This window comes from Candidatus Methylomirabilota bacterium (assembly GCA_035260325.1).
In the GTDB taxonomy this organism is placed as follows: Bacteria; Methylomirabilota; Methylomirabilia; order Rokubacteriales; family CSP1-6; genus AR19.
This window is the reverse complement of record DATFVL010000186.1, coordinates 1-25,859: the sequence shown is the minus strand read 5'-3', so window position 1 is coordinate 25,859 and position 25,859 is coordinate 1. Positions and strand designations below refer to the sequence as shown.

27 protein-coding genes and 3 pseudogenes are annotated in these 25,859 nt (G+C 71.1%); 7 read left to right on the top strand and 23 right to left on the bottom strand.

All coding sequences use genetic code 11. The features are described 5' to 3' along the window. The first annotated feature begins 214 nt into the window (after positions 1-214). Positions 215-463, top strand: a pseudogene (locus VKG64_12295) (sigma-70 factor domain-containing protein). A gap of 462 nt (positions 464-925) precedes the next feature. After that, positions 926-1,699 (top strand): annotated as a pseudogene (locus VKG64_12290) (sigma-70 family RNA polymerase sigma factor). A gap of 67 nt (positions 1,700-1,766) precedes the next feature. On the opposite strand, the gene VKG64_12285 reads toward VKG64_12290, so the two are convergent. The 12 genes from VKG64_12285 to VKG64_12230 form a co-directional block, all read right to left on the bottom strand. Continuing rightward, positions 1,767-2,273 (bottom strand): DinB family protein, encoded by a 507-nt coding sequence (locus VKG64_12285; GenBank protein HKB25819.1) that lies wholly within the window; start codon positions 2,271-2,273, stop codon positions 1,767-1,769. A gap of 12 nt (positions 2,274-2,285) precedes the next feature. After that, positions 2,286-2,501 carry a biotin/lipoyl-binding carrier protein gene (locus VKG64_12280; protein HKB25818.1) on the bottom strand — a complete coding sequence of 72 codons (216 nt, stop codon included), beginning with the start codon at positions 2,499-2,501 and terminating at the stop codon, positions 2,286-2,288. Continuing rightward, complete coding sequence (locus tag VKG64_12275; protein ID HKB25817.1) at positions 2,494-3,840, bottom strand: biotin carboxylase N-terminal domain-containing protein; 1,347 nt, start codon at positions 3,838-3,840, stop codon at positions 2,494-2,496. The genes VKG64_12280 and VKG64_12275 overlap by 8 nt, the downstream gene beginning before the upstream one ends. Then, positions 3,837-4,829 (bottom strand): hypothetical protein, encoded by a 993-nt coding sequence (locus VKG64_12270; GenBank protein ID HKB25816.1) that lies wholly within the window; start codon positions 4,827-4,829, stop codon positions 3,837-3,839. The genes VKG64_12275 and VKG64_12270 overlap by 4 nt, the downstream gene beginning before the upstream one ends. A gap of 6 nt (positions 4,830-4,835) precedes the next feature. Continuing rightward, a complete protein-coding gene (locus VKG64_12265) occupies positions 4,836-5,591 on the bottom strand; it encodes a DUF455 family protein (protein HKB25815.1) in 756 nt (251 codons plus the stop codon). Positions 5,592-5,686: 95 nt separating this feature from the next. Then, positions 5,687-6,895, bottom strand: a complete 1,209-nt coding sequence (locus tag VKG64_12260; protein ID HKB25814.1) for a DNA polymerase IV — start codon at positions 6,893-6,895, stop codon at positions 5,687-5,689. Then, positions 6,892-8,238, bottom strand: a complete 1,347-nt coding sequence (locus VKG64_12255) for an adenylate/guanylate cyclase domain-containing protein (GenBank protein HKB25813.1) — start codon at positions 8,236-8,238, stop codon at positions 6,892-6,894. The genes VKG64_12260 and VKG64_12255 overlap by 4 nt, the downstream gene beginning before the upstream one ends. A 74-nt stretch (positions 8,239-8,312) precedes the next feature. Beyond that, on the bottom strand, positions 8,313-8,873 hold the full coding sequence (locus VKG64_12250; protein ID HKB25812.1) for an HDIG domain-containing protein: 561 nt from the start codon (positions 8,871-8,873) through the stop codon (positions 8,313-8,315). After that, positions 8,873-9,052 carry a helix-turn-helix domain-containing protein gene (locus tag VKG64_12245; GenBank protein HKB25811.1) on the bottom strand — a complete coding sequence of 60 codons (180 nt, stop codon included), beginning with the start codon at positions 9,050-9,052 and terminating at the stop codon, positions 8,873-8,875. Before VKG64_12245 ends, VKG64_12250 begins: the two co-directional genes overlap by 1 nt. Then, positions 9,049-9,711 (bottom strand): serine O-acetyltransferase, encoded by a 663-nt coding sequence (gene cysE, locus VKG64_12240; GenBank protein ID HKB25810.1) that lies wholly within the window; start codon positions 9,709-9,711, stop codon positions 9,049-9,051. Before cysE ends, VKG64_12245 begins: the two co-directional genes overlap by 4 nt. After that, the gene (locus tag VKG64_12235) at positions 9,704-10,084 is read right to left on the bottom strand and encodes an iron-sulfur cluster assembly scaffold protein (GenBank protein ID HKB25809.1); all 381 of its coding nucleotides are present in this window, start codon (positions 10,082-10,084) and stop codon (positions 9,704-9,706) included. The genes cysE and VKG64_12235 overlap by 8 nt, the downstream gene beginning before the upstream one ends. Beyond that, a complete protein-coding gene (locus VKG64_12230; GenBank protein HKB25808.1) occupies positions 10,081-11,238 on the bottom strand; it encodes a cysteine desulfurase family protein in 1,158 nt (385 codons plus the stop codon). The genes VKG64_12235 and VKG64_12230 overlap by 4 nt, the downstream gene beginning before the upstream one ends. A 43-nt stretch (positions 11,239-11,281) precedes the next feature. On the opposite strand from VKG64_12230, the gene VKG64_12225 reads away from it, so the two are divergent. Genes VKG64_12225 through VKG64_12215 form a run of 3 tightly spaced genes read left to right on the top strand, consistent with a single transcriptional unit; the run spans position 11,282 to position 12,190 of the window. Next, positions 11,282-11,605 (top strand): DsrE family protein, encoded by a 324-nt coding sequence (locus VKG64_12225; protein ID HKB25807.1) that lies wholly within the window; start codon positions 11,282-11,284, stop codon positions 11,603-11,605. 4 nt (positions 11,606-11,609) lie between these two features. Then, on the top strand, positions 11,610-11,966 hold the full coding sequence (locus VKG64_12220) for a DsrE family protein (protein ID HKB25806.1): 357 nt from the start codon (positions 11,610-11,612) through the stop codon (positions 11,964-11,966). Beyond that, the gene (locus tag VKG64_12215; GenBank protein HKB25805.1) at positions 11,966-12,190 is read left to right on the top strand and encodes a hypothetical protein; all 225 of its coding nucleotides are present in this window, start codon (positions 11,966-11,968) and stop codon (positions 12,188-12,190) included. Before VKG64_12220 ends, VKG64_12215 begins: the two co-directional genes overlap by 1 nt. A 191-nt stretch (positions 12,191-12,381) precedes the next feature. Here VKG64_12215 and iscX read toward each other — a convergent pair whose 3' ends face one another. From iscX to VKG64_12175, 8 genes are all read right to left on the bottom strand, one after another. Further along, on the bottom strand, positions 12,382-12,582 hold the full coding sequence (gene iscX / locus VKG64_12210) for a Fe-S cluster assembly protein IscX (protein ID HKB25804.1): 201 nt from the start codon (positions 12,580-12,582) through the stop codon (positions 12,382-12,384). Between the two features lie 11 nt (positions 12,583-12,593). Further along, a complete protein-coding gene (locus VKG64_12205; protein ID HKB25803.1) occupies positions 12,594-12,947 on the bottom strand; it encodes a 2Fe-2S iron-sulfur cluster-binding protein in 354 nt (117 codons plus the stop codon). Further along, the gene (gene dnaK / locus VKG64_12200; GenBank protein HKB25802.1) at positions 12,947-14,776 is read right to left on the bottom strand and encodes a molecular chaperone DnaK; all 1,830 of its coding nucleotides are present in this window, start codon (positions 14,774-14,776) and stop codon (positions 12,947-12,949) included. Before dnaK ends, VKG64_12205 begins: the two co-directional genes overlap by 1 nt. After that, the gene (gene hscB, locus VKG64_12195; GenBank protein ID HKB25801.1) at positions 14,754-15,344 is read right to left on the bottom strand and encodes a Fe-S protein assembly co-chaperone HscB; all 591 of its coding nucleotides are present in this window, start codon (positions 15,342-15,344) and stop codon (positions 14,754-14,756) included. Before hscB ends, dnaK begins: the two co-directional genes overlap by 23 nt. Positions 15,345-15,416: 72 nt before the next feature. Then, positions 15,417-15,746 (bottom strand): iron-sulfur cluster assembly accessory protein, encoded by a 330-nt coding sequence (locus VKG64_12190; GenBank protein ID HKB25800.1) that lies wholly within the window; start codon positions 15,744-15,746, stop codon positions 15,417-15,419. A gap of 19 nt (positions 15,747-15,765) precedes the next feature. Next, positions 15,766-16,176 (bottom strand): Fe-S cluster assembly scaffold IscU, encoded by a 411-nt coding sequence (gene iscU, locus VKG64_12185; GenBank protein HKB25799.1) that lies wholly within the window; start codon positions 16,174-16,176, stop codon positions 15,766-15,768. 12 nt (positions 16,177-16,188) lie between these two features. Then, a complete protein-coding gene (locus tag VKG64_12180) occupies positions 16,189-17,415 on the bottom strand; it encodes an IscS subfamily cysteine desulfurase (GenBank protein HKB25798.1) in 1,227 nt (408 codons plus the stop codon). Between the two features lie 13 nt (positions 17,416-17,428). Continuing rightward, positions 17,429-17,860, bottom strand: a complete 432-nt coding sequence (locus tag VKG64_12175) for an Rrf2 family transcriptional regulator (GenBank protein HKB25797.1) — start codon at positions 17,858-17,860, stop codon at positions 17,429-17,431. Between the two features lie 102 nt (positions 17,861-17,962). On the opposite strand from VKG64_12175, the gene VKG64_12170 reads away from it, so the two are divergent. Further along, positions 17,963-19,228 (top strand): Glu/Leu/Phe/Val dehydrogenase, encoded by a 1,266-nt coding sequence (locus VKG64_12170; GenBank protein HKB25796.1) that lies wholly within the window; start codon positions 17,963-17,965, stop codon positions 19,226-19,228. Here the strand turns inward: VKG64_12170 and VKG64_12165 are convergent. Further along, complete coding sequence (locus tag VKG64_12165; GenBank protein HKB25795.1) at positions 19,219-20,229, bottom strand: hypothetical protein; 1,011 nt, start codon at positions 20,227-20,229, stop codon at positions 19,219-19,221. The genes VKG64_12170 and VKG64_12165 overlap by 10 nt on opposite strands. Before the next feature lie 151 nt (positions 20,230-20,380). On the opposite strand from VKG64_12165, the pseudogene VKG64_12160 reads away from it, so the two are divergent. Further along, positions 20,381-20,560, top strand: a pseudogene (locus VKG64_12160) (glutaredoxin domain-containing protein). Here VKG64_12160 and VKG64_12155 read toward each other — a convergent pair. Further along, positions 20,557-21,906, bottom strand: coding sequence for a tetratricopeptide repeat protein (locus VKG64_12155; GenBank protein ID HKB25794.1), 1,350 nt, complete (start codon positions 21,904-21,906; stop codon positions 20,557-20,559). The pseudogene VKG64_12160 and the gene VKG64_12155 overlap by 4 nt on opposite strands. Next, positions 21,903-25,859, bottom strand: a 3,957-nt coding sequence (locus tag VKG64_12150) for a VWA domain-containing protein (protein HKB25793.1), incomplete at its 5' end; no start/stop codon positions are given. The genes VKG64_12150 and VKG64_12155, both read right to left, overlap by 4 nt.

The following is a 25,859-nucleotide window of genomic DNA, read 5'->3' as shown; positions in this document are numbered from 1 at the left end:
GCTCCCACGACAGCATCGACTGAATACTTGGGCGCGGATCTCCATCACACCCGTAGATAGGGGGCCGGGCCGTGGCTGGCAGGTTGCACGTCCAGTGAGGTGCCGCGAGCCTGGCCAAGTCGTCGGAAAGAGAACGATTCCGGGAGCGCCCGACGAAACGGTTGGGCCGCCCCCAGCATCTTAGAGATAGAACTCTAGCGAGCTTGGTGACAGCATGACATTCAGGGAAGGTACTCAGGAAGCGACCCTCGGAGCCACCTCGGCGGCCCCGCGCGCCCTCGGTGCCGCCGAGGAGCCGGAAGCCCCGGTCGCCATCGAGGAGGAGGCGGAGGAGCGCGCGCGGCCGGTCGTCTTCGAGCCGTCCGCCGCTTCGCGGGGCGAGGATCCCGTCCGCCTGTACCTCAAGGAGATCGGCAAGGTCCCGCTGCTAACCGCGGCGCAGGAGGTCGAGATCGGGCGCCGCATCGAGGTCGGGCAGATCGCGCTCCGCAAGACGCTCGCGGGCATTCCGATGGCGGTCGACGCCCTCCTCGAGATCGGCGACAAGCTCCGCCGCGGCGACATCCCCGGCGACAACGTGATCGTGCTGCCGGAGGGCGGCGAGCTCGACGCCCGGGAGCTCAAGCCGGTACTCCTCGCGTTCGGGCGCGTCCGCCGGCTCGAGCGGAAGATCGTCCGTCTCACGGGCGGCAAGCCGGGTGCGACCGCCGTGGGGGCGCGCGCCAGGACGCTCGCGGCGTGGCGCGAGCAGATCCAGAAGATCGTCGCCGACATGTCGCTCAAGCCCTCGCTCGTGGACGAGATCGTCGCCAGGGTCCGGCGGCACGCGAAGCGCATCGACGAGCTCACGGGCCGGGACGGCAGGGCGCGGACGGCGGCCGGCGGGCGCGAGCTCCGCGAGCTCGAGACGGCCGTGGGCATGCCGCGGCGCCAGCTCGCGCTGGTCCTCGCGCAGATCGACCGCAGCGACCGCACCGTCCGACAGGCCAAGCGCGAGCTCATGGAGGCGAACCTCCGCCTCGTGGTCTCGGTGGCCAAGCGCTACCTCGGGAGCGACCTCTCGCTGCTCGACCTCGTGCAGGAGGGCAACATCGGCCTCATGAAGGCCGTGGACCGGTTCCAGTACCGGCGGGGCTTCAAGTTCTCGACGTACGCGACGTGGTGGATCCGCCAGGCCATCACGCGGGCGATCGCCGACCACTCGCGGACGATCCGGATCCCGGTGCACATGGTGGAGACCCTCAACCGCATCTCGCGCGTGACCCGGAACCTGGTCAACGAGATGGGGCGGGAGCCGACGCCCGAGGAGCTCGCCCAGCGCACGGGCGTGCCGGCGAAGAAGGTGCGGCTGATCCTCGAGTCGTCGCGGAAGCCGCTCTCGCTGGAGACGCCGATCGGCGAGGACTCGGAGCTCGGCGACTTCCTCGAGGACAAGTCCACCGGCTCGCCGAACGAGTCCCTGCTGAACCAGGACCTGACGACGCAGGTCGAGCGGGCGCTCGGCATGCTCTCGCCGAAGGAGAAGGAGATCCTCCGTCTCCGCTTCGGGATCGGCGAGGAAGGGGAGCACACGCTCGAGGAGGTCGGCAAGCGCTTCGCGGTCACGCGCGAGCGCATCCGCCAGATCGAGGCCAAGGCGCTCCGCAAGCTGCGGCACCCGCTGCGCGGGCGCAACCTCCGCGCGTTCGTCGAGAACTGACCGCCGATGGACTGGGGGGCCTCGACGGGCCCCCCAGACCCCCCGACCCCCGCCTGATTCTCCCCGGCTAGGCCTGTCGCGTCTTCGCGAGGAGGTAGGAGTTGATGCCCGTGTCCGGGGGCGAGCCGGCGAGCATCGTGAGCATGGTCGCGATCTCGCTCCGGTGGTGGGTCGCGTGGTTCGCCACGTGCTGGAGGAGCGGCCCGAGCGCAAGCCTGAAGCCCTTGCCCTCGGTGTTCTTGTATTCGACCGGGCGGTCGAGGTCGGCGGGCGTCAGGGCCTCCACGAACGCCCGCTGCTCGCTCTCAAGGGCGTCCCAGGGGACGCGGACCGAGGCGAGGGTCGCGAACTCGGCGCCCGGGAGGGTCGTCGGCGACACGCCCTTCCAGCGCGAAAGCCACACCCGGTCGGCGCCGTAGAGGTGCCCGAACATCCGGGTGACGGTCGGGAAGCTGAACTGCTTGCCCACGTCGCGCGACGTGACCTCCTCGCCGAGCGCCGCGGCGACGTCGAAGAGGCGGCGGTTCGCCCACCGGTGGTAATCGTAGAGCCCCCGGATCAGGTCGACGCTCATGGCTCCCTCCCCTTATTCCAGGATCGCGACGATCTCGCCCTCCTGGACGGTCTGCCCCTCCTTCACCCGGATCTCCCTGACAGCGCCCGCCCGCGGCGCCTCCACGGGAATTTCCATCTTCATGGACTCGAGCACGATGACCGCATCGCCGGCGCCCACGCGGTCGCCCGCCTTCGCGGTGATCTGGAAGACGACTCCCGTGATGTGCGCCTTGATCTCCTCAGCCATTGAACGCTCCTTGTTCGATCATCTGCGTGTGCACCCGCCCGGCGACGAAGTCGGGGTGCGCGACCACCCGGCGGAGGAACGGGACGGTCGTCTTCACACCTTCGATCACGCAGCGGTCCAGGGCGCCCGCCATCGCCGCCACCGCCTCGGCGCGCGTCTGCCCGGACACGACCAGCTTGAACAGCAGCGGGTCGTAGTGGACTGAGACCTCGCTCCCGGCCTCGACGCCCGACTCGATCCGGATCCCCTCGCCCGACGGCAGCTCGAGCCGGCCGAGCGTCCCGGGGGAGGGCAGGAAGTTCTTCGCCGGGTCCTCAGCATACACTCGACACTCGATCGCCGCGCGGCGCTGGACGATCTCCTCCTGGCGCCAGCTGAGCCGCGCGCCGCCCGCCACGCGGAGCTGCTCGACGACCAGGTCGAGCCCGGTCGACTCCTCGGTCACGGGGTGCTCGACCTGGAGCCGCGTGTTCATCTCGAGGAAGTAGAAGCCCCCCGCGGGGTCCACGAGGAACTCGAGGGTCCCGGCGTTCACGTAGCCGATCGCCTTCGCCCCCGCGACGGCGGCGCGCGTGAGCCCCTCCTTCACGGCGGCCGGCAGGCGCGGCGCCGGCGACTCCTCCACGAGCTTCTGGTGACGGCGCTGGATCGAGCACTCGCGCTCGTGCAGGTGGAGGACCGTGCCGGCGGCGTCGCCGAAGATCTGGACCTCCACGTGGCGCGGGCGCTCGAGGTACTTCTCGATGTAGACGTCGCCCCGGCCGAACGCGGCCTCGGCGCGGCGCCGGCCCGTCGCGAACGCGGCGGCCATGTCGCCCGGTGTGTCCACCCGGGCCATGCCGATGCCGCCGCCGCCCGCCGTCGCCTTGAGCATGACGGGGTAGCCGATGTCGCGGGCGGCCGTCTCCGCCGCGCCCGCGTCCGGAACCGCCGCGGGGCTCCCGGGAACGACGGGGACGCCGGCCGCGGCCATGAGCCGCCGCGCCTCGGGCTTGTCGCCCATGCGCCGGATGGCCTCGGGCGTGGGCCCGACGAAGACGATCCCCGCCCGCCGGCACGCGTCGGCGAAGCGCCAGTCCTCGGAGAGGAAGCCGTAGCCCGGGTGGATCGCGTCGGCGCCGCTCTCGCGCGCCGCCACGAGGATCCGCGCGATGTCGAGGTAGCTCGCGCGGGCGGGCGGCGGGCCGATCGCGACGGCGCGGTCGGCGTCGCGCACGTGGGGTGACTCGCGGTCGGCCTCGGAGTACACGGCGACCGTCCCGAGGCCGAGCCGGCGGCAGGCTCGGAACACGCGCCGCGCGATCTCGCCCCGGTTGGCGACGAGGACGGTCCGAATCAACGACGCGGGAGGTCGGGGGAGGCCGCCTCGGCGGGCGCCGCCTCGAGGGCGGCCACGCGCCAGCCGGCGTCGCCCGGCGCCCAGCGCGCGAGCACCGTCGCGGCGGCGGCGGGCCCGTCGAGGCGGAGCTTCACCAGCCGCTGGGCCCCGACGCGCGCGAAGGCGACGATCGCGTGGCGCGCGAAGGCCGAGCCGCCGAGCGCCGCCCGCGCGCCATCGTCCCAGGCGACGCCCGGCGCGAGCCAGCGCCGGACCGCGGCGTCGTCGCGCGCCAGGAGCGCCGCGCCGAACGCGGCGATAGCGGCGCGGAGATCGTCGGGGATCGGCCACGCGCTCACGGCCTCCGCGAGGCGGATCCACTCGCGGGCGTCGTCGCCGAGCTCGAGCGGCGCCGGCGTCCCGGGCGGCCGCGACGCGGCCAGGCCCTCACCGGTCACGCCGCGCGCGGCGGTCAGGAGGCCCTCGAGCCGTCCCTGCCAGACGGTCGCGCGCTCCACGAGCGCCGGCGTCGCGGCGAGATGGCGCAGGATCACCTCGCCCGCCGTGATGTGGCGGCCCTCGTCCTCGACGAGCCCGAGGAGGATCCGCCGCGTGGGCGGCTCGTAGACGGGATTCGCGCGCGCGAGATGGTCGAGATAGACCGCGAGCACGTGGGGCTTCAGGACCCGGTAGACACCGACGAGCCGCTCGACCGTCTGCCCGGGCTGCTCGGGTTCCTCGAGCGCGTCCATGAAGGCGACGACCTCGGGGTTGGCCGGCTCGGAGACCTGGGCCTGGGCGCGCAGCTCGGGGAGGCGCCGGCCGAGCGCGTCGGCGTGCTGGGCCAGGTCCCACACGTGGCGGCCCAGCAAGAGCTTCGCGGGCAGCTCCGGCGTGAGGGCGATCCAGCCGCCGAGGGCGCGCATGCTCCGCTCGGCCACGTAGCGATAGTTGCGGAGGAGCCGGGCGGAATGGTCGACCGGGAAGTGGCCGGCGAGCGGGTGACTCACGGAGCCTTAGTAGACCTGCGAGCGCTGGGTCGTCTTGATCAGGCGCTCGATCTCCTCCTCGGTGAAGCCCGCCATCCGCCTGACGTCCGTGGCGATCGAGATGGACACGACCTCGTGGTCGCCGTCGCGCCGGATCCCGCCGAGGTTGAAGCGCTCGTCGATGTTCTCCTGGAACTCGATCGCCTTGCGCCGGCGCTCGGGATCGCCCTCCGTGAGCTTCGTGAGCCACTTCGAGCCCATCCGGACGTGCGTGATCTCGTCGGCCAGGACGAACTCGACGGCGCGCTCGAGGATCGGGTCGCCGATCTTCCGCGCGATGTAGACGAGCTGGTTGAAGACGTCGCACGCGAGCCCCTCGAGGCCGCGGTTCACGCCGGCCACCCGCGCGGCCGCGTCCGCGGCGCACGCGCAGCGCCAGAGGATCGTGGTCTCGGGGAACTCGCCCGCGTAGCCGTCCAGGTGCTCGAGGAGGCGGAGGTAGATCTCGACGTGGCGCGACTCGTCCCAGACCTGGCGCGCCATGTCGAGCGTGAACTCCCACGGCGTCTCGGGGAAGTCACACACGGTGCGCCCGGCGCCCTCCATCGCCTGCATCTCGCCCACCATGATCCCGTGCACCCGCTCCTTGATCGAGTCGCGGGTCGAGAGGTCGGGGAACGGCGGGAACCCCTGGTCCATCTTGAGCTGGGCCACGTCGCGGGCGCGCATGCGGACGAAGCGATCTTCGCGGGCGAGCTTGTCATAGGCGATCGGACGCTCCATCGCATCCCCCTGCGGGTGTATCCGAAATGAACCGCTGTTCAGTCAGTGTAGCCGAAGCCGACTACGGATGGCAATCGCGGCCGCGGCGCCCCGGCTCAGCGCGGCGGGTCCTCCGAACGCTCGCGCGCACGCCGCCGGTGCGCCAGGAGGGCGGCGGGAATCACCGCGCCCTCGCCGAAGCGCTCCGTGAGCCGGTCCACCGCGCGCGCGAGGCGCTCGCGGCGGAGGGCCGTGGGGTCGAGGAGATCGAGCTGGCCCGAGCCCGCGGGGCCGAGCCGCGAGGCCGAGAGCCCGATCAGGCGGACGGGACGCGCGACTCTCGCGCGCTCGAGGAGCGCCAGCGCGCGGCGGTAGAGCTCGAGCCCGTCCTGGGTCGGCTCACCGGTCATGCTCCGCGTGTGGGTCTCGAACGGCTTGAGGCGCAGCTTCAGCGTCACGCGGGCGCCCGCGAAGCCGCTCTCGCGCAGCTCCGCCGCCACGCGCTCGGCCTGGGCGCGGAGCGTCGTGCGCAGGAGCCCCGCGTCCGTCGTGTCGACGCCGAACGTCTCCTCGGCGCCGACGGACTTCGGCACGCCGAACGGCTCCACGGGCCGCTCGTCGCGGCCGAGGGCGAGGTCGTGCAGGTGCTCGCCGTGCTTCCCGAAGCGCCGCGCCAGCACGGCGCGGGGCACGCGCTGGAGCTGGCCGATCGTCCCGAAGCCGAGCTCGCGCAGCGCGCCCGCGGTCACCCGGCCGACGCCCCAGATCCGCTCCACGGGCAGGGGCGCCAGGAATCGCGCCTCGCCCCCCGGGGGCACGACGACGAGGCCGTCGGGCTTCTCGAGGTCGGAGGCGACCTTGGCGACGAACTTGTTGGGCGCGAGCCCGGCCGAGGCGGTGAGCGCCGTCGCCTCGCGGATCCTCCGCTTGATGCCCCGGACGGCGTCGAGCGGGCTCCCGAAGAGGGGCTCGGTCCCCGTGAGGTCGACGAAGGCTTCGTCCACCGAGACGGGCTCGACGAGCGGCGAGAAGTCGGCGAGGATCGCCATGATCTCGAGCGAGACCCGGTGGTACTTGGCCATGTCCACCGGCAGGAAGGCGGCGTCGGGACACAGGCGCGCGGCGCGGACGATGGGCATCGCCGAGCGCACGCCGAAGCGCCGCGCCTCGTACGAGGCCGCCGACACGACGCCGCGCCCCTTCGGATCCGCGCCGACGACGACCGGCCTGCCGCGGAGATCCGGGCGATCGCGCTGCTCGATCGCCGCGTAGAACGCGTCCATGTCCACGTGGGCGATCGCGCGCGCGCGCGCCGCGGGCCTCACGGGCCCTCGGCCGCCACGGCGAACAGCCGCCACTCCCCCGGGATGCCCTTCAGGGCGTGACCGCCGCGATCCGCGAACCGGATCCCGGACCCGGCGACCAGGTCCCTCACGGTGGCCGAGACCAGCACCTCGTTCGGCGCCGCCGCGGCGGCGACCCGCGCTCCGATGTGCACCGCGACGCCGCTCACCTTGTCGCCGAGGACCTCGCACTCCCCGGTGTGGACCCCGGCGCGGACGGCGATGCCGAGCTCGCCCACGGCCGCGGCGATGGCCGAGGCGCAGCGGATGGCGCGCGCGGGGCCGTCGAACGTCGCGAAGACGCCGTCGCCCGCCGTGTCCAGCTCCCGGCCGCGGAACCGCGACAGCGCGCCGCGCACGAGGACGTAGAAGCGCTCGAGCAGGTCGCGCCACCGCAGGTCGCCGAGCGCCGTCGCGCGCTCGGTCGAGCCGACGATGTCGACGAACAGCACGGACGCGAGAACCCGATCCGGCTCGCCGCTCTCGCGCGCGCCGGTGAGGAACTCCTGGATCTCGGCGACCAGCCTCTCGACGTCCTCGGCGAAGAAGAGGTGGTCGACGCCGGACAGCTCGATGAACCTCGCCCCGGAGATCCCCCGGGCCAGGTGGCGTCCGTGCTCGGGGCCCGTGAAGGGGTCGCCCGTGCGATGCAGGACGAGGGTCGGCACCTTGATCGCCGACAGCACCGCGCGCGCGTCGGTGTTGAAGGCGCTGCGCAGGAGGGTCGCCGCGGTCCCGGGGCTGGCGGCGAGCCGCTGGTAGCGCGCCCACCACTTCCGCATCGCCTCGTTGTCCGTCTGGCTGGCGACCAGCGCCTCGAAGGCGACACCCTTGCCCCAGCCTTCCTCGACCGCCTTGATCAGCTTCTCGCCGTCCTCGAGGCTCATGCCCCAGGGATAGTCCGGCGCCCAGGCGAGCCGGGCGTAGGAGTTCAAGAGGATGAGCGCGCGCGTCCGCTCCGGGAAGGTGGCGGCGAAGAGGACGTTCAGGGCGCCCGCTTCCGACGTGCCGAAGAGGGCGGCACGGCTCGATCCCGCCGCGTCCATGACGGCGCGCACGTCGTCCATTCGCTCCTCCAGGGTCGGGAGCTGATTCAGGGGCACAGGATCGGACAGCCCGGTGCCGCGCTTGTCGAGCAGGATCAGCCGGCTGAAGGATGCGAGGCGACCGAGGAACCGCGCGAGGCCCGGCTCCTCCCAGATGTGCTCGATGTGCGAGATCCAGCCGTGGACGAAGACGAGGTCGAGCGGCCCCTGCCCGACGGTCTGGTAGGCGATGTGGAAATCGCCGCTCCTTGCGTATCGGGTCTCGGGAGGTACCACCATGTGCCCCTCGGGCGACGCCCCGAAGCTACCATCGGCCGTCGACCCCGGTCAACGACGAGACGGCCGGGCGCCGGTCAGCCGCGCGAGAGGCCGATCTCCGGCGCAACGCCCGTGAGCGCGCCGACGACGAACGCGATGTGGGCGTCGAGGTCGACGCCCAGTTCCTGCGCCCCGCGGTAGACGTCGTCGCGGTTCACCGTCCGCGCGAACGCCTTGTCCTTGAGCTTCTTCCGCACGGACGCGACCTCCAGGCCCGTGATGACCTTGCCGGGCCGGACGAGCGCCACCGCGTGGACGAAGCCGGAGAGCTCGTCGCACGCGTACAAGGCGCGCTCGAGGAGCGACACGCGCGGCACGCCCCCGTAGTCGGCGTGGGCGAGGATCGCGCGGACGACGGCGTCGGGCACGCCCCGCGATATCAATACTTCGGCGCCCTTCAGCGGATGGTGCGGGGCGCGCGGGTGCACCTCGTAGTCGAAGTCGTGGAGCATCCCCGCGACGCCCCAGACCTCCGCGTCCTCGCCGTACTGGCCCGCGTACGCGCGCATCGACGCCTCGACGGCGCGGGCGTGCTTGCGGAGGCTGTCGCTCCGGGTGAACTCGGTGAGGATCGACCAGGCGCGGTCACGCGGGATCACCCGCGCCGGGCTTGCTGGCTCCGCCACTTGTCGATGGACTTCTTGGAGAAGACCCACGCGCCGTCGAGCTGGAGCGCGGGGATGAGCCGGTCGATCGCCAGCGTCTTCAGCGTGGTCTCGTCCATCGCGAGGTAGGTCGACGCTTCTTTCAGGCTCAGCACGTCCTTCGGCGTCACGGCTGCTCCTCCTTGAGGTTCTTCCGCAGCGTCTCGACGTCAGCCTCGAGCGTCCGGATCCGCTCGAGCAGCTGCTCGAGCGCGCGGCTCACCGGGTCCGGCAGGTCGGTCTGGTCGAGGTCGATCTCGCCCTCGACCCGCTGGCCGTCCTTGTATGTTACCCGCCCCGGGACGCCCACGACAACGGAGTTGGGCGGCACCTCGCGCACGACGACGGAGCCCGCGCCGATGCGGCTGCCGTCGCCGATCTTGAACCCGCCGATGATCTTAGCCCCCGCGCCGACGACGACGTTGTTCCCGAGCGTGGGGTGGCGCTTCTCCCGCTTGAGGCTCGTCCCCGCGAGGCTCACGCCCTGGTAGATCGTCACGTCCTCCCCGACCTCGGCCGTCTCGCCGATGACCACGCCCATGCCGTGGTCGATGAAGAGGCCGGGGCCGAGCTTCGCCGCCGGGTGGATCTCGATGCCCGTGAGGAAGCGTGCGACGTGCGACACGAAGCGCGCGAGCGTCGTCCAGCCCGCCAGCCAGATCCGGTGGGCCAGGCGGTGGAGCACGAGCGCGTGGACGCCCGGATAGCACAGCACCACCTCGAGCTTCGAGCGCACCGCCGGGTCGCGCTCGAGCACCGCCTCGATGTCCCGCCGGATCGCCTCAAACATGCGCCCCCTCCCGACTGAGATAATCGTGCGCGGCCGCGCGAAGCCCGGCGGCCGCGACGTCGGCGGCGTGCCTGCGGTCCGCGGGCAGCCCCTCCAGCGCCGACTCGATCTCCTCGGCCGTGAGGCGGCGGAGCTCGTCGACGGTGCGCCCGCGGCTGAGCTCGCTCGCGATGCTCGCCGCCGCGATCGTCGGGCCGCAGCCGTACGTCTGGAAGCGCACCTCCACCGCCCGCCCGGCGCGGACGCGGAGGAAGAAGCGCGCGAGGTCGCCGCAGCCCGCGTACTCGCCCTCGCCGGTGCCGTCGGGCTCGCGCATCAACCCCGCGTTGCGCGGGTTGAGGAAGTGGTCCACGAGCGTCTCGCTGTACCTCATGCCGCCCCGACCGGCATCGCCCGCCTGAGCTTCGTCACGACCGTCTCGACGCTCTCGATCACGTAGTCGATGTCCTCCGCGGTGGTCGAGCGGCCGAGCGAGCAGCGCACCGCGCCCATGGCCCAGTCGAGCGGCACCCCCATCGCGACCAGGACGTGCGACGGCTCGACGTTGCCCGCGGTGCAGGCCGACCCGGCCGACACCGCGATGCCCTTGAGATCCAGGCCGAGCACGATGGATTCCGACTCCACGTGGCGGACGAGGAGGCTCGCCGTGCCGGGCAGCCGTTCCGTCGGGTGCCCCGAGAGCCGGATCTCCGGGACGCGGGCCCGCACGCCCTCCCACAGGCGGTTCCGCAGCGCCGTGACCCGCTCCGCCTCGGCGCGCATGTCGCGGGCCCGCACCTCGACCGCCTTGCCGAGGCCGACGATGCCGGGCACGTTCTCGGTCCCGGCGCGCCGGCGCCGCTCGTGCTCGCCACCGTGCTGGATCGCAACCATCCGGGTGCCCTTCCTGACGTAGAGCCCGGCGATGCCCTTCGGGCCGTAGATCTTGTGGCCCGAGAACGAGAGCACGTCCACGCCGAGCGCCTCGACGTCGAGCGGGAGCTTGCCGAAGGTCTGGACGGCGTCCACGTGGAAGGGGATCCCGCACTCGCGCGCGAGGCGGCCGATCGCGCCGATCGGCTGGAGCGTCCCCACCTCGCTGTTGGCGTGCATGAGGCTGATCGCGATCGTGTCGGGCCGGAGGGCGCGCCGGACGTCGTCCGGGTCCACCACGCCGTGGGCGTCCACGCCGACGTAGGTGACGTCGAAGCCGTGCGCCTCGAGCGCCTGGCAGGTCCGCAGGACCGCGTGGTGCTCGACGCGCGACGTGATGAGGTGCCCCTTGCCGCGCGCCCACGCCAGGCCCTTCACGCCGAAGTTGTCGGACTCCGTGCCGCCCGAGGTGAAGACGATCTCCTGCGGCGGGACCGTGAGGAAGCGCCCGATGCGCTCGCGCGCCTGCTCGACGCCGTCGCGCGCCTCGCGCCCGAAGCCGTGGATGCTCGAGGGGTTCCCGTAGACCTCGGCGAAGAACGGCACCATCTCGGCCAGCACCTCGGGGTGCACGGGCGTCGATGCGTTGTGATCGAGATACACTCGTCGGCTCATTCCCTTGCTCTCCTGTTCAGTACGGTGCTACGCTCGATCCGCGATGGACCTCGCGAAGAAGAAACTCGGTGTGCTGCTGTCCACGGGGCTCGAGCACGCGAACCTCGAGACGGCCGTGGGGCTCGCGGGCGCGGCGCTCGACCGCGGCGCCGAGCTCTATCTGTACCTGATCGACGACGGCGTCCGCGCGCTCGACGACCCGCGCATCCGCGCGCTGCCCGACCGCGGCGCGAAGCTCTTCGTGTGCGCCTACGGCTGCCAGAAGCGCCGCATTCCCCTCAAGGACGCCGACCGCGTCACCTACTGCGGCCTCGTGGTGCTGACCGACCTGATCAACGGCACCGACCGCTTCGTCGCGCTCAACTGAATCCGTGCCCGAGCGTCCGCCGGTCGTCGTCCTGATCTCGGCGGACCCGCGCGCGTCGCACCGGGCCAACGAGGCCATGCGCATCGGGCTCGGCATCGTCGCCGGCGAGAACGACGTGACGTTCGTGCTCACCGGGCCGGCGGCGCACCTGCTCGACGAGGACACCGACGACCTCGTGGACGGCGACGACATCAATAAGTTCCGCGCGAATCTCAAGGCGCTCGGCATCCCCTTCCACGTCGAGACGGACGCGATCCCTCCAGCTCCCGACTGGAACGCCGATGCGCACGAGGTCATCCCCGTCACGCGCGAGCGAATCGCCGAGCTGCTGCGCCAGGGGCGCCGCGTCCTCGTGTTCTGATGGCGGCGGTGCTCCATCTCCTGAAGACCTCCGACGCGGCCCTCGCCCGCGCCGCGATCGAGCAGAGCCTCGGCGCCGGCGACCGCGTGACCGTCGTGCTCCTGCCGGGCGCCGCGCGGCCCGCGCTCCCGACCGGCGCCGCCGTCCACCGCGTCCCCGACGAGCTGTCCTACTCCCGGCTCCTCGACCTGATCTTCGAGTCCGACCACGTCATCACCTGGTAGCCGTGCCGCACCGATGCCGTCGCGGCCGGGGGCGGGAACCCTTCCGAGACCCGTGACGCGGAGCCGGGAGGGCAGATCTCTCGGAGACCCGTAGCTTCTGGGGTCGGTCAGGATCGCACCGCATCGAGCGCTGGCTGGCGCATTGGGGCCAGCGTGGTCGACGAGGGATCTGCCCTCCCGGCGCGCCACGCTCATCGGTTGCGGTACTCCTCCAGCCAGGCCATCTGGATCTTCTCCAGGGTCGATTCGTTCGAAGCCTTCGCGTCGTCGGAGAAGCCCGGGAGCTCCGTCACCCACCGGTGGAGGTCCGTGAAGCGGACCGTCAGCGGGTCGAGGTCCGGGTGGCGCTCGCTGAGCGCGATCGCGATGTCCTCGGTGTCGCGCCACGTCATGCTCATACGAGCTACTCCGGCACCTTGTGACCGCCTCGCCCGGACAGTGGAATTTCCACGACGACATCACCTCCCACGACCGCCTGACAACCCAGGCGGGAATGGAGCGTGAGACCCTCGGCGGTATCGAGCCGGTCCTCCTCGTCCTCTTCCATCTTGGACAGGTTCTCCGCCCCCGCCTTCACGATGACATGACAGGTCGTGCAGGCGCACTTGCCGCCGCAGTTGTGCTGCAGATCGATGTTGTTTCCCAGCGCAATGTCCAGAAGCGAGCCGGGGAGGCCGTCCTCCTGGAGCGGGAACTTCGCCGGGTCCACCTCCACGGTGACGTTCAGCGGGAGGAACGTGACCTTATAGACGGCCATTACGTCTCCATGATCTCCGCCGCGCGCTTGCTGCCGAGCGCCCCCTTGAGCGCGGCGTCCATCATCACCTCGGCGAGGTGCTCGGTCGCGCGGTTGAGCGCGGTGGTCGCCGCGTGGATGCGGTCGCGGTCGTCGGTCGCCCGCGCCGCGCGCAGCTCCTGGAGGGCGGCGCGGATGCGCTCGCGCTCCTCGGCGGCGACGAGCTCGCCGCCCTGGCGCAGCGCGCGCCCGACGTGCGTGCTCACCGTGTCCGCCTCGTTCCGCGCCTCGATGAGGAGCCGTGCCTCCACGTCCGCCTCCGCGTACGCGAACGACTCCTCCACCATGCGCTCGATCTCGCCCTCGGCGAGGCCGTAGGTCGGCTTCACCTCGATCGCCGCGGCCTTCCCCGTCCGCAGCTCCTTCGCGGTCACCTGGAGGATCCCGTTCGCGTCGATGAGGAACGTCACCTCGATCTTCGGCATCCCGGCCGGCATCGGGTCGACGCCGCGGAGCTCGAAGCGGGCGAGCGAGCGGCAGTCCTTGGCGAGCTCGCGCTCGCCCTGGACGACGTGCATGTCCACGACCGTCTGGCCGTCCACCGAAGTGGTGAACATCTCGCGCGCGCTCGTCGGGATCGTCGTGTTGCGTGGAATGAGCACGCTCACGATCCCGCCGAGCGTCTCGATCCCGAGCGAGAGCGGCGTCACGTCGAGCAGGAGCATATTGGTGATCCCGCCGGCGAGGATCTGCGCCTGCACCGCCGCGCCGAGCGCGACGACCTCGTCGGGGTTGAGCTGGCTGTGCGGCGTCTTGCCGAAGAGCTCCTGCACCCGCCGCCGCACGAGGGGCACGCGGGTCGAGCCGCCGACCAGCACGACCTCGTCGATGTCCGCCGCGGCGAGCCCCGTGTCGGCGAGCGCCATCCGGCAGGGCCCGAGCGTCGACTCCACGAGCTTGCCGATCAGGGCCTCGACGTCGGCGCGGGTGATCTCGCGGTGATAGGTGAACGCGTCGAACGGCATCGTGAGCGCCGTCCGCTCGTCCGTCGAGAGGCGGATCTTGGCCGCCTCGGCCGCGAGCCGGAGCTCCTGCATCGCCTCGTTGTCGCGCCCGAGGTACACGCCATGCCCGGCCAGGATGTCGTCGAGGAGCCACACGACGATCGCGCGGTCGAAGTCGTCGCCGCCGAGACGCGTGTTGCCGTTCGTCGCCAGCACCTCGAAGACGCCGTCCTTGACGCGCAGGATCGAGATGTCGAACGTCCCGCCGCCGAGGTCGTAGACGGCGATGACGCCTTCCCGGAGCCGGTGGAGCCCGTAGGCGAGCGAGGCCGCCGTCGGCTCGTTGACGATGCGCACGACGTCGAGGCCGGCGATGCGCCCGGCGTCCTTCGTGGCCTGGCGCTGGGCGTCGTCGAAGTACGCGGGCACGGTGATCACGGCCTTCTCGACCGGCTCGCCGAAGTGCGCCTCGGCGCGCTCTTTGAGCGACTTGAGCACGATCGCCGAGACCTCGGGCGGCGTCACCTCGCGGTCACCGACCTGGATCTTCACGATCCCGTCGCCGGGCCGCACCCTGAACGGGAAGTAGCACAGCTCGTCCTTGACGTCCTCGTAGCCGCGGCCCATCAGCCGCTTCACCGAGTACACGGTCGTCTCGGGCCGGCGCACGAGCTGGCGCTTGGCCGCGGCGCCCACGAGGACGCCGGCGGGCGTGAAGGCGACGACCGACGGCAGGAGCGCCTGCCCCTCCCGGTCGGGGATCACCCGCGGCAGCCCCGTCGCGTCGTCCACGTAGGCGACGAGGCTGTTCGTGGTCCCGAGGTCAATGCCGACGATTCGCGACATGTCCGTCCTGGCTCTCTCCGAGTACCGTGCCCAGATCGTCGATCACGGTGCGGAGGTACGCGCGCGCCGCGAGCGCCTCCTTGAACTGCCCGATGAGGCGCCGCCGCTGCTCGGCCGCCGCCCGGTCCCAGGCCTCGCTGAGCCGCCCGGCGAGGTCCGACTCGATCCCGAGCACGCGCGCGGCCAGCCGGTCCCGCTGCGTCGCCAGGGCCCCACGCCCCGCGGCGTCGAGGCCGCCGGCCTTCGCCTCCTCCAGCGCTTCCTGGATCTCGAACATCTCCGCGAGCAGCTCCGGCGGCGCCTTGGGCTTCTCGGCGGCGCCCTCCTTGGTGTCCCGTCCCTCCTCGAGGCGCACGAGGTACTCGATGCGCGCGATTGGGTCGCGCAGCGCGCGGTACGCCGCGTTGAGCCGCGCGGAGGTCTCGAGCACGCGCGCCTGCGCCTCCGCGGGCTCCGCCTGGTGGAAGTCCGGGTGCGTGCGTCGCGACAGCTCGTAGAACTTCCGCTGCAGCTCGGCCGCGTCCAGACGGAGCCTCCGGGGGAGCCCGAAGACCTCGAAGTAATCCATGCGCCCTATCGACTCCTCAAAATGCGAACGGGCCCTCCGCCGGGCCCGTTCGCGTTGGTTCGGCGGACCCGACTATGCCGAGAACGACGTCCCGCATCCACAGCTCGACTTCGCCTGGGGGTTGACGAATGTGAAGCCGCCCGTCAGCCCCTGCTGGACGTAGTCGAGCGTGGTGCCGTTCAGGTAGATGTAGCTCTTCTTGTCCACCACGATCTTGATCCCGTCGATCTCGAACTCCTTGTCGTGCGGGCCCTTCTCGCTGTCGAACTCGAGCGCGTACGAGAGTCCGGAGCACCCGCCGCCCTTCACGCCCATGCGAAGAAAGACGGTGTCGGGCAGATTCTGGGCCTGCTTCAGCTCCTTCACCTGCTTGGCCGCAGCCTCGGACAACGTCACCGCCATGGCGCCTCGCCTCCCGTCCCTATTTCGACTCAGCCGCCGCATTCGCGGCGGCCCACTTCTCTTTGTAATCCGACAGCGCCGCCTTGATCGCGTCCTCGGCGAGCACCGAGCAGTGGATCTTCACCGGCGGCAGCTTCAGCTCGTTCACGATGTCGGTGTTCTTGATCTTGGCGGCCTCGTCGACGGACTTGCCCTTCAGCCACTCGGTCGCCAGGCTCGACGACGCGATCGCACTGCCGCACCCGAAGGTCTTGAACTTCGCGTCCTCGATCACGCCGGTCTCGACATTCACCTTGATCTGGAGCTTCATCACGTCGCCGCACTCCGGCGCGCCCACGAGCCCCGTCCCGACGCCCGGCGTGTCCTTCGCGAACGAGCCGACATTGCGCGGGTTGTTGTAGTGATCGACGACCTTCTCGCTGTACGCCATGCGCGGCCTCCCTTACTCAGCCTTCCACTGGATGGACTTGATATCGACGCCTTCCTTGGCGAGCTCGTAGAGCGGCGACATCTCGCGGAGCCGCGTGACGACCTCGATCGTCCGCTTCCCCACGTAGTCGACCTCCTCCTCCGTGTTGAAGCGGTGGAGGCTCCACCGGATGGACGAATGCGCGAGCTCCGCGCTCGCCCCGAGCGCCGCGATGACGTACGAGGGCTCGAGCGTCGAGGAGGTGCAGGCCGAGCCCGAGGAGAGCGCGGTCTCCTTGTTCAGGCCCATCAGGAACGACTCGCCCTCGACGTAGGCGAAGGAGATGTTCAGGTTGTGCGGCAGGCGCCGCTCCGGGTGCCCATTCAGGAACGCCTCGTCCACGTTGGAGAGGATCAGATCCTGAAGCCGGTCGCGCAGCTTCGCCAGACGCACGCGCTCTTCCGCCATCACCTCGCCGCAGAGCTCCGCGGCGCGGCCGAACCCGACGATGAGCGGCACCGGCAGCGTGCCCGACCGCATCCCACGCTCGTGGCCGCCGCCGTCGATGAGCGGCGCGATGCGCACGCGCGGCCCCTTGCGCCGGACGTACAGCGCGCCGACGCCCTTCGGGCCGTAGACCAGGTGGGAGGTGCACGAGAGCAGGTCGATGCCCATCCCTTCCACGTCCACCGGGATCTTCCCGAGCGCCTGCGTCGCGTCCGTGTGGAAGATGATGCCCTTCTCCTTGGCGAGCTTGCCGATCGCGGCGATGTCCTGGATCGTCCCGATCTCGTTGTTCGCGAACATCACCGAGATCAGGATGGTCTTGTCGGTGATCGCCTTGCGGATCGCCTCGACGTCCACGAGACCGTCCGGCTGCACGCCCACGTACGTGACCTCGACGCCCTGCCGCTCGAGGCGCTTGCACACGTCCAGGCCCGCCCGCTGCTCGATGACCGTCGTGACGATGTGGTTGCCCTTCTCCCGGTACATCTCGGCGATGCCCTTGAGCGCGAGATTGATCGACTCCGTCCCCCCCGACGTGAAGACGAGCTCCTTCGGGTCGCGGGCACCGATCAGGCGCGCCAGCTGCGCACGCGCCGCGTCGACCGCCGCCTCGGCCTCCCAGCCGAACGGGTGGTTACGGCTCGCCGGATGGCCGAACTTCTCGGTGAAGTACGGCAGCATCGCGTCGACGACCCGCGGGTCCACCGGCGTCGTCGACTGCGCGTCCATGAAGATCGGGAACTTCAGGGCCATGGGCACCGTCTCCTTACGCCCGGATCGAGAGGATCTCGGGGATGTCGTCGCTCGTGAGCTCCGCCAGGCTCATCGTGTCGAGCAGCTGGCTGATCGCCGCCTGGAGCTTCTGCACCGGCCGCTTGAGATTACAGCGCGGCTCCTGCGGGCAACCGCCGTGGTCCATGCAGCTCACGATGCTGATCGGCCCTTCGAGCGCACGGATCACCTCGCCCACGGTGATCTCGTTCGGCTGGCGCGCGAGCGCGTAACCACCCTTGGGACCGTTCTGGCTCACGATCAGCCGCCGCTTCGCCAGCCGCTGGAGGACCTTCGCGAGCAGCTCCGGCGGGATCCCGAACTCCTCGGCGATCCGCTTGGCGCTGATCGTGCCGGGGCCGTCGTGGACGGCGATATAATGAATCGCCATCAACCCGTAATCGGCGCGCTTGGTGAACCGGAGCATTGGTTTCTCTGACCCTCTTATTATCGCCGACATTTCTAATCGGCGACGAAATTAGTCGTAGTTTGACAGCCCGGAAGGGGTCTGTCAAGGGAAACTCTTGAGATGACGGAGAAATCCGAGTTCGACGACTCCCCGATGTACAAGACGGCCCTGGCCCAACTGGACCGCGTGGCCGCCAGGCTCAACCTCGAAGCCGACGTCCACGAGCGCCTGCGCCTACCACGGCGGGCGCTCGTGGTCTCGATCCCCGTCAGGATGGATGACGGAAACACCAAGGTTTTCCTCGGGTACCGGGTCCATCACAGCACGGTCCTCGGCCCGACCAAGGGCGGCCTCCGGTACGACAAGGACGTGAGCCTCGGGGAGGTCACGGCGCTGGCGATGCTGATGAGCTGGAAGTGCGCCCTGATGGGCCTACCGTACGGGGGCGCCAAGGGCGGCGTGCGGGTGAATCCGCGCGAGCTCTCGCAGCGCGAGCTCGAGCACCTGACGCGCCGCTACACCGCGGAGATCATCCTGCTGATCGGCCCCGACCTCGACATCCCCGCCCCCGACCTCGGCACCGACGAGCAGACGATGGCCTGGATGATGGACACCTACTCGATGACCCAGGGCAAGAGCGTTCCGGGCGTGGTGACCGGCAAGCCGCTCATCGTCGGCGGCTCCGCCGGGCGTCGGGAGGCGACGGGCCGCGGAATCGTCTACGCGCTCTTCCAGGCTGCCCGCCGCCTCGGCATGGAGATCAAGGGCCGGAAGGTCATCGTCCAGGGCTTCGGCAACGTCGGCGGCGTCGCCGCGCGACTGCTCTGGCGCGACGGGACGATCATCGTGGGCGTGAGCGACGTCAAGGGGGGCATCTGGAACCCGCACGGGATCGACATCCGCCAGCTCGAGACGCACATCGCCCAGACCGGCGGAGTCGGCGGCTTCCCGGGCAGCGAGCCGGTCTCGAACGCCGACCTCCTCGAGCGGCCCTGCGACGTCCTGATCCCCGCCGCGATCGGCGGCCAGATCCGCGAGGACAACGCCGCCCGCATCAAGGCGACGGTCGTCGCCGAGGGCGCGAACGGCCCGACGACGCCCGAGGCCGACGCGATCCTGCGCGAGCGCGGCGTCACGGTGATCCCCGACATCCTGGCCAACGCGGGCGGCGTGATCGTCTCCTACTTCGAGTGGGTGCAGGGCCTCCAGTACTACTTCTGGCGTGAGAGCGAGATCACCTCGCGGCTCCAGGAGGTGATGACGCGGGCGTTCAACCGTGTCTGGGCGCTCGGCCAGAAGGAGGGCACAGATCTCCGGACGGCCGCGCTCATGGAAGGCATCCGCCGCGTGGCGGAGGGCTACAGGGTCCGGGGCCTCTACCCCTGAGGCCGGCCCGCGGCGCCGCCGGGCCACGCCTGGCGCAGCTCCGCCGCGGAGACCTCCGGTGCCGTCTCGTTGACGAAGATCCCGCCGAGGCGGTTCGCGCGCTCGGGCTGCGGGACGATCTCGACGTGCCAGTGATAGTCGTCGCGGATCGTCGCCCAGTCCCCTTGCAGGATGCGCGACCTGAGGTTCGGCGCCGTGTGGAGCTCCATCTCGAAGCCCGGGTCGGCGAAGGCCTGCGCGAGCGCGCGGAAGTACTCGGACAGCAGGCGCGCGAGGTCGCGCGCGCTCTCGGGGCCCAGCGTGTCCTCGTAGGAGCAGCCGTGCTGGCGCGGGAGGATCCAGGTCTCGAGCGGCGTCCGCGCCGCGTACGGGACGATCGCCGCGAAGAAGGGTGTCAGGCGCACCACGCGGTCCTCGGCGCCGCTCTCCTGGCGGAGCATGTCACAGTAGAGGCAGCGGCGCTTGTACTGATAGTACTCGCGCGCCTCGCGGAGCTCGCGGCGCGTCTCGTCGAAGACGATCGGGATCGCCGTCACGCGCGAGTACGGGTGGTGCGTCGACACGCCCGGCTTCTTGTGGCGCCGCGACACCAGGATGTCGCGGATCTGGCCGTCGCGCTTCAGGTCCACGAGACGGTCGCGGTACATCCACAGCACCGTCTCCAGCGCGTCCGGGCTCATCGTCGCGAGCGTGTCCTCGTGGCGGGTCGACTCGAGGATCAGCTCGGAGGCGCCGCGCGGCGTGATCATGTCGAACATGCCGACGCCCTCGCGCACGAGGTCACACTCGATGCGGAAGTACGCGTCGCCCTCCGGGACCACGCGCACCGACCAGCCCGGCGCGTTCGGCGCGGACCCGTCCTTGCGGTAGGCGGCGATCTCCGGCGCGGTGAGGTGCTCGGCGCCCGGACAGTACGGGCATTCACCGGTCAGCGGGGGCTTGCCCTTGGGCCGGATGAGCACCCAGTGCCCGCGCGTCGGATCCTTTCTCAGCTCGTCCACGGGAGACTCCGAAACCCTGCGGCCCGCGCCCTCATCCCAAGTATGATACCCATGGCCGCGAGCAAGCCGCGCATAGATTAGAAGGGAGGCGCCCATGCGCAGTCATTCCGTCCGGGTCTACTCGAGCCCGACCTGAGGCCCTTGCCGCGCGGCGAAAGAGTTTCTTTCGTCTCAGGGCGTGCCGTTCGAGGACCTCAACGTGGCCGAGAACGCGGAGGCGCGCGACGAGCTCGTGCGGCTCACGGGGCGGATGCAGATTCCGGTAATCGTCGTGGACGACCAGGTCGTGGTCGGCTTCGACCGGCCGAAGCTCCAGTCGCTGCTCGCCTAGTCCCTGACCTGCCCCTTCAGCTTCTTGAGGTGCTGACGCGCGACGTCCACCCAGTCCTTCTCGGACTGCAGCGGTGAGGCGAGCTGGATGTAGCGCTCCCAGTGGGCGATCGCCTCGCGGGGATCCACCTTCTCGTACACGAGCGCCAGGTTGTAGAGGGCGCCCGTGTTCTTCTCGTCCAGCTCGATGACCCGCCGGTACTCCTCGATCGCCTCCTTGTAGAGGCCCTTCTCCTCGTAGACCTCGCCGAGCCCCATCCGCGCCTCGATGAGCTGCGGGTCGAGCTCGATCGCGCGCTTGTAGGCGTTGACCGACTCGTAATAGAGGCCCTTCTCCGCGTAGTAGATCTTGCCGAGGCTCATGTACACCTTCGGGTTCACCGGGTTGAAGACGAGCGCCTTCTGGAAGGCGCCGATCGCGCCGTCCACCTCGCCCTTCGCCGCGCGCGCCTCGCCGAGCCCCACGTAGGCGTCGGCGTAGAACGGCCGCAGCTCGATCGCCTTGCTGTACGCCTCCACCGCCTGGTCGAAGAGGCGGCGCGGCGCCGCGAGGAACAGGTCGCCGAGCGCCTTGTAGGGCTCCGGATAGGCGGCGTCCAGCTGCGTCGACGCGCGGTACTGCGCGGCGGCCTTCCAGCGGTTGCCGAGCGCCTGGTGGACGACGCCCAGCATGTAGTGGGCGACGACGAAGTTCGGGTCGGCCTCGATCGCGCGCGCGAGCAGGTCGACCGCCGCTTCGTTGCCCTCCTGGTTCCCGCGCTGCGTCGCCACCATGCCGCGCGCGTAGAGCTCGAAGGCGCGCAGCGAGGTCGTCGGCCGCGCCGCGCGCTCGATTCGCGCCGCCTCGGGGTCCGTCACCGGGATGCGAAGCGTCCGGGCGTAGAGGAGCGGGAGCGCCGCGATCTTGGCGAGGAGCTCGCCCTCCGGCGCCGTGATGGGCTCGAACGCGGTGGTGTCGCCGCCCCCGGCCTTCACCTCCAGCAGCCGCGCCTGGACGACGTACTCGTCGCCGCGCCGCTCGATCCGCCCGAAGGCCGCCGCCTCGGCGCGCACGCCGCGCGCCGCGTGGAGCACGGCCGCCTCGCCCCAGACCTCCGGCTGCCCGTACGCGTGCACGCGCGCGCGCTCGATCTGCACGACGGCCCCGTGCTGGGTCAGGCCGAGCGTGACCACCTGCGCGACCCCCTCGCCCAGCCACTGCTCCTCCCGGCCGAGCGCGCTCGCGTCGAACGGCAGGACGACGAACGCGCGCGGCTTGACGCTCGCCGTGGCCCCCCCGGACGCGACGAGGACCGCCGCGAGCACGAGCGGACCGAGCCGGGACCGCCGTCCGAGCCCACCCATCATGGGACCTCCTTCCGGCCGACGCGACGGCGGACGAGCGCCGCCAGCGGGGCGAACGCGCCCGGCCCGAGCCGCCTCAGCGCGATCTCCGGGATCAGCAGCACCGCCACCGCCACGACCAGCCACGGCCAGATCTCGACGGAGATGCGCGACCGGCGCCGCGCCTTGAGGAACGCGTCGTGCGGCTTCTCGAGCGCGGCGCCGCCGGTCAGCTCCGCCAGCTCGCGGAGCAGCGTCTCGTCCACGCCGAGGTCGCGCAGCTCCTGCGCGTACGGGACCACCAGCCCCGCGAGCTGCGAGCCGATGACGCGGTCGCCTCGCCGCTGGGCCATGCCCACGAGGTAGACGCCCTCCTGCGACGCGGGGAAGCGCCCGCGGTAGCGCCCGGGCCCCACCTGCTCGAGGTCGATGACCGAGCGCTCGCGGTTCGGCGCGACCACGCCGACCTGGGAGTCCAGGAAGTTGATGAACTCGCCCTTCGGGTCCACCGCGTCCACGGTGATCTCACCCAGGGCGTCGCGCCGCTCCACGATCGCGACGGTGTCGCTGCGCGACCCGCTCCGCAGCGTCCAGCGGACGAGCTGCGACCAGAACTTGTTGAAGTCGCGCCAGCGCAGCCAGAGGACGCCCCACTTCGCCTTGGCGTCCGACGTGAACGCGGCCGAGCGCCCGAGCCCGTAGCGCCACGTCGCGAGCACCGGATCCTCCTGGTGGCTCATGAGCACCAGCTCGGCCGAGGACTTGAGCGTGGTCGCGACGTAGCCGCCGAGGGGCGGCACGTTCTTCCAGTCGATCTCCTGCATCGCCTCGTGGTTCGGCGACGTGAGCTGGGGCTTGAAGGGCTGCTCGACCAACGACGCCTTCGAGGCCAGCTGCGTCTCGAGGGTGAAGATGCGCGGAATGGTCTGGGAGTCCTCGGTGTAGTAGAAGCGGCCCTTCCCCCACTTGGCGACGTCCACCATGAGCTGGATGTCGGCGTCCTTGCCGATCGCGACGGTCGAGACCGTGATCTTGTCCTTCGCCATCCGCCGCAGCAGCCCCTGGAAGTCGCCGCGCGTCATCTGCCCGTCGGAGAGGAAGATGACGTGCTTCAGGAGCGCGGGCCGCTCGAACAGGACCGCGTACGACTCCTTGAGGGCGGGGTAGCCGTCGGTGCCGCCGCCCGCCTTGATCGTGGCGATCGCGTGGTGGATCGCCTGCCTGTCTTTCGCCTGGCGCACCGGCGCGTCCCACAGGAACTCGGTGTCCCAGCTCATGACCCCGACCTCGTTCCGCTCGTCGAGCAGGTCCACGACGAGGTGGGCGGCCTCCTTGGCGAGGTCGAGCTTGGTCACCTTCTCGTCCGTGGACATCGCCATCGAGCCCGAGCGGTCGATCGAAAGCACGACGGCGAGGCTCGGGATCTCGACCTTCTGCTTGACCTCCATCGTGACCGGCAGCGCCTCCTCCACCGGCGTGCGGTAGTAGCCGCCGAGCCCGAAGCTCTCCTCCCCGCCGATCATGACGAGGCCGCCGCCGTAGTCGCGCACGTAGTCGCGGATGTGGCCCATCTGGGCGCGCGTCAGCTTGAGCGACGAGACGTTCGAGAGCACGAGGCCGTCGTACTTCTGGAACCCCGCGAGGTCGCTCGGGACCCCGGCGGGCTCGACGACGGTCACCTCGATGTTCTGCGCGCGGAGCGCCGCCGCGAGCGACTGGGCGTGGGCCCGGTCCTTCTCCGCGAGCAGGACCTGCGGGCGGCCACGCACGACGATCGCGCCGATAGCGCGGTTGTTCTCCTCGATCGTGTCGCCGTCCACTTCGAGCGCGGCCTGGTAGACGTGGATGCCGCTCGCGTCGAGCGCCTGGCGATAGCTGAAGACGTTCTTGCCCGCCGCGAGCCGGACCACCTGCGAGCCCAGGAACTCGCCGTTGCGGAAGAGCGAGAGCCGCCCCTGCGTCTCCCGGTGGCTCCACGCCACCACCTTCGCCTGGAACGGCTCGCCGTACTTGACCTCCCGCGGGAGCAGGAGCGCCTCGGCGACGACCTCCTGCGTGAACGTGAGCGGCGCCGGGACGTAGTGGAGGTCGGCGCCCGCGTCCTTCGCCGCCTGCGCGCCCGCGAGGGCGTTGCCCTGGTTCTGCCGGCCGTCGGTGAGCATGACGACGCGGTTGGCCTGGCCCGGGGGCAGCATCGCGAGGGCGAGCTGGATCGCCTGGAAGATGTCGGTGCCCCGCCCGTCCACCTGCGCCTTCGGCCGCTCGATCGCGGGCCGGTTCGTGAGCGCCTCGTCCACGACCGCCGACTCGCCGAAGACGATCACGCCGTGCCGGTCGCCGCCCCGCATCGAGCGCGCGGCCTCGGCGACGAACCGGTAGGCGCGCTCGCGCGCCGCGAGGCTCACGCTGTCGGACAGGTCGAGGAGGAAGACGACGTTCATCCGGTCCACCCAGCGCGGCACGCTCGGGCGCAGCAGGCTCAGGAGCAGGACGACGACCAGCGCGCCGCGCACCGCGAGCGCCCATCGGTCGCCGGGCGCCGCGGGCACGCGGAGGCGGCCCGCGCTCTGCCGGCGCCAGTAGAGGAGCCCCTCGGCGGCGAGCAGCGCCGCGGCGAGCAGCACGAAGGCCGGCCAGAGCTCGCGCTGGATCGGGATCGGCGCCGGCGCCACGGCCGCGGGCCCGGCGGCCGCCGGCAGCGGCCGCGGCATCAGGTTCGACTCGTTCGCGTCCATCAGGTTGACGGCGACGCGGGTCTCGCCGCGCGCCGTCGACAGCGTGTAGATCCCGACCTCGTCGGTCTCCGTGAAGCTCACCACGCCGCGGGTGACCGGCGCGCTGACCCTGCGGCCGCTGGGCGTCGTGACGGTCACCCGCGTCACGCCGTGGGCGACCGGCAGGAGGATCGGCTGGCCGGCCGCGAACTGCAGGCTCGACTGGTCGAGCCCCGCCGGGTGGAGCCAGCGCAGGCCGTTCGAGAGGATCAGCGGGAACGCGATCCGGAGCGGCAGGTCGCTCTTGAAGAGGTCGAAGCCGATGAAGAGCGCCTTGCGGTCGGGCTCCTCGAGCGCGTAGATGAGCGGCCCGCCGACCGCCTCGACGAGCGGGCGGCCCGCGGCGAGCGGGCGGACGCGCAGCGCGTCCTCGATGGCGACCTTGGCGAACTCGACGTGCCGCATGACCGGGTGCGCGCGGTCCCAGTCCATGATCGTCGGCCGCTCGATCTTGCCGAGCACCTCGAGCGGCACGTCGGTCGGCACCATGTTGACGAACACGAAGCGCCCCGGTCCCACCCGTGGCGGCGTGATCGAGTCGAGGACGACGACGTCCGCGTCGGCCATGCCGCCCGCGTACTCCTCGGGCGTCTTCACCTCGAGCGCCACCTGGGGATCCGTCCGGAGCACCTTCTCGAGGAAGAGGTTGCCGGGGCTCACGAGCAGGACGCCGATCTTCCGTGGCGGCGGGAGGACGGCGTAGGCCACGTCGTCGACCGCGAGGTCGTCGTCGATCCCGAGACGCGCCGTCACCGTGCCGCCGCCCCCGTGGCTGAACGGCAGGACCACCGAGCGGCGCACGCTCGGCTCGAGCGTCACCTGCTTCTCGGCGATCGTCTGGCGGTCGAGCTCGAGCGTGAACGTGAACGTCTGCGGCTCGGCGGTGAAGTTCACCAGCGAGACGAACGCCTGGTAGTCGAAGGAGCCGAAGTAGGCCTTCCGGATGGAGAGGTTGGTGATGCCGACGTTCTGGCTCCGCCGCCCGACGCCGATCCACCGGACGCGCGGGTCGCTCGTCTCGGGGCCCGGCGGGAGCACGAACGCGCCGTCGGTGAAGACGTGGATCTCGGCGCGCGGATCGGAGCCCACCAGCGCCCGCGCGGTGTGGAGGGCCTCGGCGAGCCGGTTGGGCAAGTCGTGGGCCTCCACCGAGCGGATCGCGGAGGCCACCCGGTCGTGCTCGCGCGTGAACGGCACCAGCAC

What these genes read in the sequence shown, in the direction of transcription:
- VKG64_12285 (HKB25819.1), bottom strand. Translation starts at nt 2,273, where the DNA reads ATGAGCGTCGACCTGATCCGGGGGCTCTACGATTACCACCGGTGGGCG.
- VKG64_12280 (HKB25818.1), bottom strand. Translation starts at nt 2,501, where the DNA reads ATGGCTGAGGAGATCAAGGCGCACATCACGGGAGTCGTCTTCCAGATC.
- VKG64_12265 (HKB25815.1), bottom strand. Translation starts at nt 5,591, where the DNA reads ATGGAGCGTCCGATCGCCTATGACAAGCTCGCCCGCGAAGATCGCTTC.
- VKG64_12255 (HKB25813.1), bottom strand. Translation starts at nt 8,238, where the DNA reads ATGGTGGTACCTCCCGAGACCCGATACGCAAGGAGCGGCGATTTCCAC.
- cysE (HKB25810.1), bottom strand. Translation starts at nt 9,711, where the DNA reads ATGTTTGAGGCGATCCGGCGGGACATCGAGGCGGTGCTCGAGCGCGAC.
- VKG64_12235 (HKB25809.1), bottom strand. Translation starts at nt 10,084, where the DNA reads ATGAGGTACAGCGAGACGCTCGTGGACCACTTCCTCAACCCGCGCAAC.
- VKG64_12230 (HKB25808.1), bottom strand. Translation starts at nt 11,238, where the DNA reads ATGAGCCGACGAGTGTATCTCGATCACAACGCATCGACGCCCGTGCAC.
- VKG64_12225 (HKB25807.1), top strand. Translation starts at nt 11,282, where the DNA reads ATGGACCTCGCGAAGAAGAAACTCGGTGTGCTGCTGTCCACGGGGCTC.
- VKG64_12215 (HKB25805.1), top strand. Translation starts at nt 11,966, where the DNA reads ATGGCGGCGGTGCTCCATCTCCTGAAGACCTCCGACGCGGCCCTCGCC.
- iscX (HKB25804.1), bottom strand. Translation starts at nt 12,582, where the DNA reads ATGACGTGGCGCGACACCGAGGACATCGCGATCGCGCTCAGCGAGCGC.
- VKG64_12205 (HKB25803.1), bottom strand. Translation starts at nt 12,947, where the DNA reads ATGGCCGTCTATAAGGTCACGTTCCTCCCGCTGAACGTCACCGTGGAG.
- dnaK (HKB25802.1), bottom strand. Translation starts at nt 14,776, where the DNA reads ATGTCGCGAATCGTCGGCATTGACCTCGGGACCACGAACAGCCTCGTC.
- hscB (HKB25801.1), bottom strand. Translation starts at nt 15,344, where the DNA reads ATGGATTACTTCGAGGTCTTCGGGCTCCCCCGGAGGCTCCGTCTGGAC.
- VKG64_12190 (HKB25800.1), bottom strand. Translation starts at nt 15,746, where the DNA reads ATGGCGGTGACGTTGTCCGAGGCTGCGGCCAAGCAGGTGAAGGAGCTG.
- iscU (HKB25799.1), bottom strand. Translation starts at nt 16,176, where the DNA reads ATGGCGTACAGCGAGAAGGTCGTCGATCACTACAACAACCCGCGCAAT.
- VKG64_12180 (HKB25798.1), bottom strand. Translation starts at nt 17,415, where the DNA reads ATGGCCCTGAAGTTCCCGATCTTCATGGACGCGCAGTCGACGACGCCG.
- VKG64_12175 (HKB25797.1), bottom strand. Translation starts at nt 17,860, where the DNA reads ATGCTCCGGTTCACCAAGCGCGCCGATTACGGGTTGATGGCGATTCAT.
- VKG64_12170 (HKB25796.1), top strand. Translation starts at nt 17,963, where the DNA reads ATGACGGAGAAATCCGAGTTCGACGACTCCCCGATGTACAAGACGGCC.
- VKG64_12155 (HKB25794.1), bottom strand. Translation starts at nt 21,906, where the DNA reads ATGATGGGTGGGCTCGGACGGCGGTCCCGGCTCGGTCCGCTCGTGCTC.